This window comes from Campylobacter sp. 2018MI01, assembly GCF_018501205.1.
Lineage (GTDB): Bacteria > Campylobacterota > Campylobacteria > Campylobacterales > Campylobacteraceae > Campylobacter_E.
On sequence record NZ_JAHCZE010000067.1, the window covers coordinates 1 to 7754 of the forward strand.

Genomic DNA, 7754 nt, shown 5'->3' on the forward strand with positions numbered 1-7754 from the left:
TCTAAAAAGCCATAATTATTTTTTAGGCTTTTTAGAACTTTTTAAATGTTTTTCTAATTTTTTTCTTCCACTAAATGATATTTTTTCTATGAATAAATGTCCATCAAGATGGTCGTTTTCGTGTTGAATAGCAACCGCTAAAAGCCCTTCAGCTTCTAAAGTTTTTTGATTTCCAAATCTATCTAAATAATCAACTTTAATTTTATTATATCTAGTTACTTCTTCAAAAAAACCAGGAACACTAAGGCAACCTTCTTCATAAACTTGAGTTCCTTCTCCAATAGGTGTTATTATTGGATTAATAAATTCAATCAAATCATCTTTATTTTGTTCTTCATTTTCATTTAATAAATTAATCAAAAATATTCTTAAAGGTTTTGCAACTTGTATTGCTGCTAAACCTATACCACTAGATGAAATCATAGTTTCATACATATCATCTAAAAATGTATGTAACTCTTCATCAAATACCTTAACTTCTTCACTCCTAGTAAATAATAATTTATTAGGATAAGTTATTAATTTAAGCATCATTTTCTTCACTATCTCCAACTACAGCATAAATTTCTTTATTTTTACCAGTATTCGGTAATACGCTAATAGCCTCAAGAATCTGTTCTTCATAATTATCGCCACTAAGTGCTACAACGCTCATTTCTATATTAATATCAATTTCATTATCATTTATAAAAAATGTTGTATTGTAAAATAAGTCTGAAATTCTCTCACAAGCTTTTTTTGCATTAACTATATTTGTATGTTTCATTGCCATTACAAAAATACCATCTCCATAATGTGCCACAACATCGCTTCTTCTTGAGGTTTTTAATAATAATTTCGCAACATTTCTCATCAAAAGATTTTTATCTTTTTGTAATTCAATTGTATTTAATAAACTATCTTTAATCTTTACAAACATTAAAGATATTGAATAGCCATATTTTTTAATATCTTCTATGTCTTGAGTAATATTATTATATAAATATCTTTTATTAAACACTCCGAATTTATCATCAAATTCACTCTGCTCATTCACCCTATTATGTATTTTTACAATCTCATCATAACCTTTTTTTATACTATTTAATTGAATATCAAGGGCTGTGGTGAGTTTAGCCATATCACTATCTAAAGACCTTAAAATATTTTGAATAGATAAAGAACCAGTAGCGATACTCAAATCGCCTATTTTTTTCTTAATTAAAGCTTTCATTGTGCTTATATTTTTATAAATTGTTGCAATAGAACCTACTAGCTGTTTTATATTTACAAAGGTTTCTTTAATGTCTTGTTCTATTACAGCAACTTTATTACTTTGGTCTTCTTTTTCATAAGTAATCATTTCTGTTACTCTTTTTTTAAAGGCCATAGGCTTAGTATCTAACATTTTTTCAAAATAAATAGAATAATTAGTAGGAGTTGGTGGAACATTATCCTCTATAAGTTGTTTAATTACTTGTTGAGTAAATTTCTCAAATTCTCCACCACTTAATTTCTGAATCTTAGGAGATTCATCGTGTATTATCTCTTTATTCAAAGCCCTATCCTATTTAAAACTTTTTTCTAATACCTTATCAATTAGTCCGTATTTTAAAGCTTCTTCTGAACTCATAAAATAATCGCGTTCAGTGTCCTTCTCAACTTTTGCCAATTTATTACCGGTATTTTCAGCTAATACTTTGTTAAGCATTGCTTTTAATCTTAAAATTTCTTTTGCTTGAATTTCAATATCAGTCGCTTGACCTCTTGCACCACCTAAAGGCTGATGTATCATAATTCTAGCATTTGGAAGAGCAAACCTTTTACCTTTAGCTCCAGAACTAAGTAAAAATGCTCCCATTGAAGCAGCTTGTCCTATACAAATTGTACTAACATCAGGTTTAATATAATTCATTGTATCAAATATACTAAGACCGCTAGTTACAACTCCACCAGGACTATTTATATACAAATAAATATCTTTAGTAGAATCTTGAGCTTCTAAAAACAACAATTGTGCAACTACACTAGCAGCTACATCATCATTTATTTCACCACTTAAAAGAATAATTCTATCTTTAAGTAAGCGAGAGTAAATATCATAACTTCTCTCGCCTTTGCTAGTTTTTTCTACTACATAAGGTATGTAGCTCATTTATCTTTTCCTAAAAATAAATCAGCAAATAATTTTTCTTCTACCAAACTCATTCTAACAGCTGGTAATGTGCCATTTTTTGTATAGTTTTCTATTAGTTGTTTAGGGTCCATTCCGTATCTTAAAGCTTCAAAATAAATAGCTTGTGCTACTTCTTGGTCATTTACAACTACATTTCTTAATTTTGCTAATTCATCAACAATGAAAGTTAATTTTACGCTTTTTAATGCTTCTGCTTCATATTCTTTTCTTTTTTCTTCTAAATATTTATCATCTTTTAATTTGTCAAATTCTTCTTTACTAAAGCTTCTTGCAGCTTGATTAAATTGTAAATTAGTTTCTTGTTCTAAAATATTTTGTGGAACTGCAAAAGTATATTTTTCTAGCATTTTTTCAACAAATTCTTGTTTTAATTTTTCATCAATTTGTTTAAATTTAGCTTCTGTTTCTAATTGTTCTTTTATTTTTTCATCTAAAATTGCTTCAGTTGGGTTTTCTACACCAGGAAGTAATTTTTTAAGCATTTCTTCATCAATTTCAGGTAATTTTCTTGCATGAATTTCATGTAATTTTACTTTAAATACTGCTTTTTTACCCGCTAAATGAGCTGCTTGATAATTTTCAGGGAAAGTTACTTCTATATCTTTTTCTTCGCCAACTTTAAGCTCTATCATACCATCTTCAAATCCTGGTATAAATTGACCACTTCCAATCTCTAGCATATAATTTTCTGCTTTACCACCTTCAAAAGCAACGCCATCAACAAATCCTTCAAAATCAAACTTAGCATAATCACCTTTTTTTAAGATTTGTTTTTTAGTTTTTTCTAATGGAGCAAATTGCTTAAGCATAGCTTCTTTTCTAGCTTTAATATCTTTTTCTTTAATTTCTTCTATTTTTAATGCAGGAACTAATGCTTCATAACCACTTAAATCAATTGTTGGTCTAAAAGAAACTACGAATTCAAATTCAATTCCATTATCTTTTCTATCGAATTTTTTAAAGCTTGGCTCACCGATTAATTCTTTTTCATCTTTACCTGTTTCTTTAACTGCATTTTTATAAGCACTTGTAATCGCTTCTTGTTCTGCATCTTTTAATAAAGAATCTTTATATCTATCTAAAACAACATTTACAGGAACTTTGCCTTTTCTAAAACCAGCAACTTGCATAGTTTTACTAGCTTTTACAGCTATTTCTTTAACCTTTTCATCTATTAAAGATTTTTCTATAACACCACTTACTGAGTAATTAATTTCATCAATTTTTGTTGTACTAAGTTTCATTAAACTACCTTTTGTAAAATATTTCGCACAATTCTAGCTAAAAAAATTAATCATTGGCAAAATATAAAGGTAAAGAATGCAAGACTTAATTAAAAATTTATTAATAAAAATTGGTGAAAATCCAAATAGAGAAGGATTAGTAAAAACACCTGAAAGGGTTCAAAAATCATATGAATTCTTATGTAGTGGCTATACAAAAAATCCAAAAGAAATTTTAAACGAAGCTATTTTTAACACTGATAACAATGAAATGGTTTTAGTAAAAGACATTGATTTTTATAGCTTATGCGAACACCATTTATTACCATTTTTTGGAAAAGTTCATATTGCTTATATACCTAATGGAAAAGTAGTTGGGCTTTCAAAATTACCTAGACTTGTTGAAGTTTATTCAAGAAGATTGCAAATCCAAGAACAATTATGCGAACAAATTAGCCTAGCTTTATATGAAATATTAAAGCCAAAAGGTGTTGCTGTAACTATTGAAGCTGAGCATTTATGTATGCAAATGCGTGGAATTCAAAAAGTAAATTCTAAAACAATAACAAGTTCTCTTAAAGGCATATTTTTAAGTGATGAAAGAACTAGGAAAGAATTTTATTCACTAATAAAATGAACTTAGAAAAACTTAAAAATAAAATATCAAAAATACCAATTTCACAAAATTTTGGCTTTATATACAAAATCTCTGCAATTAGTATAGAGATTAAAGGATTAATCACTAGCGTAGGCGATGTTATAAGACTTGAAAATGAAGAAAAAATCGCTTATGCAATGGTTGTTAAGATTGAGGAGCATATTTCATTTTTAAGCCCTTTTGATTTTGTAGAAGGCTTTAAAATCGGAGATAAAGCATTTTTAGAAGAAGCAGGAATGAAAATTCCTTGCTCTATGGAATTACTTGGGCGTGTGGTTGATCCATTTATGCGTCCAAAAGATGGAAAAGAAAAAATCACACCAAGTAAAATGATGCCTATTTTAAGAGCACCAATAGATGCACTTAAGCGTGGGCTTATAAGTGAGCCTTTTCCTGTTGGTATTAAAAGTATTGATGGGCTTTTAACTTGTGGAGTAGGACAAAAATTAGGTATTTTTGCTGGTTCTGGGGTTGGTAAATCAACTCTTATGGGAATGATAGTTAAAAATGCCCCTGCAGCCGTTAAAGTAGTTGCTTTAATAGGTGAGCGTGGTAGAGAAATTCCTGAGTTTATACATAAGAATTTAGGTGGTAAAATGGATGATACCGTTATGATAGTTGCGACTAGCGATGATAGTGCATTAATGCGTAAATATGGGGCATTTTGTGCTATGAGTGTGGCTGAATTTTTTAAAGAGCAAGGAATGGATGTATTATTTATAATGGATAGCGTTACTCGTTTTGCTATGGCTCAACGCGAAATCGGTCTTGCTCTTGGAGAGCCGCCTACTGCTAAAGGTTATCCACCAAGTGTATTTAATCTATTGCCGCAATTAATGGAGCGAGCTGGTAAAGAAGAAGGTAAAGGAACTATTACAGCATTTTTTACTGTGCTAGTTGATGGAGATGATATGAGCGATCCTATTGCTGATCAAAGTAGGTCAATTCTTGATGGGCATATCGTATTAGATAGAAGCCTGACTGATTTTGGAATATATCCTCCGATTAATATTCAAAATTCAGCAAGTAGGGTTATGGGAGATGTGGTAACGCCTGAACATAAAAAAAATGCTGCTAAGTTTAAAAGGCTTAATTCAGTTTTAAAAGAAAACGAAACTCTAATTAGAATTGGTGCTTATGTAAAAGGTAGCGATAAAGAGCTTGATTTTGCAATGAGTAAAAAAGATTATATGAATGATTTTTTAAGACAAGGAAATGATGAAGCTTTTGCTTTTGAAGAAGTTTTAAGTATGCTTGAGCAAATTAATTAATCCGAATTAATATTTAAATTCTTATAAAGAATTTAAATATTTTAATAAAGTATCTATTATATCATCATCGCTTTTACTTGATGCTTTTAAAATAATTCTTTCACCATTATCTTTTAAAAGTTTTATATTTTGCTCATAATTACTAACTTCACAAAATCCGTGCTTAATACATAAAATTTTAATTGCCATAAGTGAAAAATAATTTCTTGTATAGCTATCACATTTGCCAAATCTATCGTTAAAAGAATCTTGCATAGTAGATAAACTAGCTAAATTATCGCACTCATTTATTTTTCTATAAAGGCTTAATCTTAGCTTATCATTAGGTACTAAATAATCACTTATATAAGCATTTACTAATAATTTTTGCTCGTATTTAATCTCTTTTGTGATATTTCCTTTACTTAGTCGATTAATTTCAGCTTCTAGCATTTTAATATAAAGTGCATAGCCAAGTTGTTCTATATGTCCGCTTTGTTCAGCACCTAATAAATTACCACCGCCCCTTATTTCTAAATCCATTTGAGCTAGAGTGCTACCACTGCCTAAATACGAGTTACTAGCTAAGCTTAATAATCTTTTCTTAGAATCTTCACTAACGCTTTCTTCGTTATCAACTAGAAAATAGCAAAATCCTTGTATTTTGCTACGACCTACCCTACCACGGAGCTGGTGCAAATCAGCTATGCCGAAATGATTTGATTTTTCTACTATTATGGTGTTTGCATTTGCTAAGTCAATTCCACTTTCAACAATACTCGTGCATAATAATAAATCATACTTTTTCTCTTCGTATTCAAATAGTTTTTCTTCAGCTTCATTTACTGGTATTTTTGAATGTAAAACTAAAATTCTAAGCTTTGGATAAAGCTCTTCTAAATAGCGTTTTTTATGTTCAATTGAAGCTATGTGATTGTGTATGTAAAATACTTGCCCACCACGCCTAAGCTCTCTTGCTATGATTTCTTTAATTAAAGCGTCATCATAAGTTTTTACAAAAGTTCTTACATCTAATCTATCATTAGGCGGAGTTAGAATTTGAGAATAAGTCTTAAGTGTGCTTAAAGCTTGATTAAGCGTTCTTGGGATTGGAGTAGCACTCATACTTAATTGATGAGCTTTTATACTTATATCTTTTAATTTTTCTTTTTGCTTTACGCCAAATTTATGCTCTTCATCAATTACAATTAGCCCAACATCATCAATTGCTAAACTAAGTAAAGCGTGAGTTCCTATAATAACCTTTGGCTCTTTTGTATTCATAATAGCCTTTTTAGTATTAGAAAATCTATCAAGTCTAAAAACTTGAATTCCAAAAGGCTCTAAACGATTTTTAAGTGTTTTATAATGTTGAGAGCATAAAAGTGTAGTCGGGACAAAAAATAAGGCATTTAAACCATTTTTAACACAAGCAAAAATTGCGTGCATTGCTACTTCGGTTTTACCAAAACCAACATCAGCACTAAGCAATCTATCCATAGGAGTGCATTTACTTATCTCTTCAAAAATATCATTAACTGCTTTTTCTTGATCACTTGTTAAAACAAATCCTGCTTTAGCCTTAAATATCTCATAATCAAGTGGTTTTTTAATAGCCTTTGTTACAATTAACTGCCTTTTTGCTGCTAATTCAGTAATAGCACCTGCAATTGCTAATAATTTAGTTTTAAGTTTTTCTTTGAGTTTTACAAAAGTATTTTTGCCTAATTTATCAAGTTCAGGAATTGAGCTTGAAATGTATTTATCAAGCAAATAAAGTGAGCTAGTTGGAAGTAGCAATTTATTTTCATTTTGATATTCAATCACAATAAATTCTTGCTTTTTTCCTTCATTTTCTATTAATTCTAATCCTAAAAATCTACCTACGCCGTATCGCTCATGAACTACATAATCATTTTTTATAAGCTCATCTAAAACTATGCTTGATTTATATTTTTTCTCTTTTTTATAATATTTATTAAGACTTATTATTAATTCATCATCGCTTTGAATATTTAAAACTGCATTTGAGATGATTTTTTCTACATTTTCGCCTAATTTATAATCTAAGAATTTATTCTCATTACTAGCTAGTAATTTTATCTTTTTATTTGAGTTTAATTTGAAAAAATCATTGCTAGGATTAAACACCATATCGCTATATTTTTTAGCTTTAGAAATTATATTTCCTAATTCAAATTCTTTCGTGCAAACATAAGAAAACTCTAAATAATTACTAAGTTTTAAATGCCAATAAAATACACTTTCGTATTCATTTAAATCATCATTATTTAAAATACTTTCTTTGATTTCTTCGTATTTTTCTTCGCTTACATAAGAAATTATCGGTAAAATATCGCAATATTCACACTCTTCTTTATAGCTAAGTCCAGAACTTGCATCAAAATATTTAATACTTTCTACTTCATCATCAAATAAAACTATTC

General features: G+C 29.0%; 7 protein-coding genes. 2 read left to right on the top strand and 5 right to left on the bottom strand.

Annotated features, from left to right (window positions below; all coding sequences use genetic code 11):
* Window positions 1-15: 15 nt before the first annotated feature.
* From def to tig, 4 genes are read right to left on the bottom strand one after another with little or no spacing between them, the layout of a single operon-like run.
* Entirely contained in the window at window positions 16-534 is a 519-nt protein-coding gene (def, locus tag KJQ97_RS08310; protein ID WP_214115841.1) for a peptide deformylase, read from the bottom strand.
* Entirely contained in the window at window positions 524-1537 is a 1014-nt protein-coding gene (locus KJQ97_RS08315; RefSeq protein ID WP_214115842.1) for a GGDEF domain-containing protein, read from the bottom strand. The genes def and KJQ97_RS08315 overlap by 11 nt, the downstream gene beginning before the upstream one ends.
* 9 nt (window positions 1538-1546) lie before the next feature.
* The gene (gene clpP, locus KJQ97_RS08320; protein ID WP_214115843.1) at window positions 1547-2134 is read right to left on the bottom strand and encodes an ATP-dependent Clp endopeptidase proteolytic subunit ClpP; all 588 of its coding nucleotides are present in this window, start codon (window positions 2132-2134) and stop codon (window positions 1547-1549) included.
* Window positions 2131-3420, bottom strand: a complete 1290-nt coding sequence (tig, locus tag KJQ97_RS08325; protein ID WP_214120539.1) for a trigger factor — start codon at window positions 3418-3420, stop codon at window positions 2131-2133. Before tig ends, clpP begins: the two co-directional genes overlap by 4 nt.
* 76 nt (window positions 3421-3496) lie before the next feature.
* Here tig and folE point away from each other — a divergent pair, with 76 nt between their 5' ends.
* Together folE and fliI are read left to right on the top strand one after the other, a co-directional pair.
* Window positions 3497-4036: a GTP cyclohydrolase I FolE gene (folE, locus tag KJQ97_RS08330; protein ID WP_214120540.1), complete on the top strand. Its 540-nt coding sequence runs from the start codon at window positions 3497-3499 to the stop codon at window positions 4034-4036.
* Entirely contained in the window at window positions 4033-5328 is a 1296-nt protein-coding gene (gene fliI, locus KJQ97_RS08335) for a flagellar protein export ATPase FliI (RefSeq protein ID WP_214120541.1), read from the top strand. The genes folE and fliI overlap by 4 nt, the downstream gene beginning before the upstream one ends.
* Before the next feature lie 21 nt (window positions 5329-5349).
* On the opposite strand, the gene mfd is transcribed toward fliI, so the two are convergent.
* Window positions 5350-7754, bottom strand: a 2405-nt coding sequence (gene mfd, locus KJQ97_RS08340; protein WP_214120542.1) for a transcription-repair coupling factor, incomplete at its 5' end; no start/stop codon positions are given.

What these genes read in the sequence shown, in the direction of transcription:
- def (WP_214115841.1), bottom strand. Translation starts at nt 534, where the DNA reads ATGATGCTTAAATTAATAACTTATCCTAATAAATTATTATTTACTAGG.
- clpP (WP_214115843.1), bottom strand. Translation starts at nt 2,134, where the DNA reads ATGAGCTACATACCTTATGTAGTAGAAAAAACTAGCAAAGGCGAGAGA.
- tig (WP_214120539.1), bottom strand. Translation starts at nt 3,420, where the DNA reads ATGAAACTTAGTACAACAAAAATTGATGAAATTAATTACTCAGTAAGT.
- folE (WP_214120540.1), top strand. Translation starts at nt 3,497, where the DNA reads ATGCAAGACTTAATTAAAAATTTATTAATAAAAATTGGTGAAAATCCA.
- fliI (WP_214120541.1), top strand. Translation starts at nt 4,033, where the DNA reads ATGAACTTAGAAAAACTTAAAAATAAAATATCAAAAATACCAATTTCA.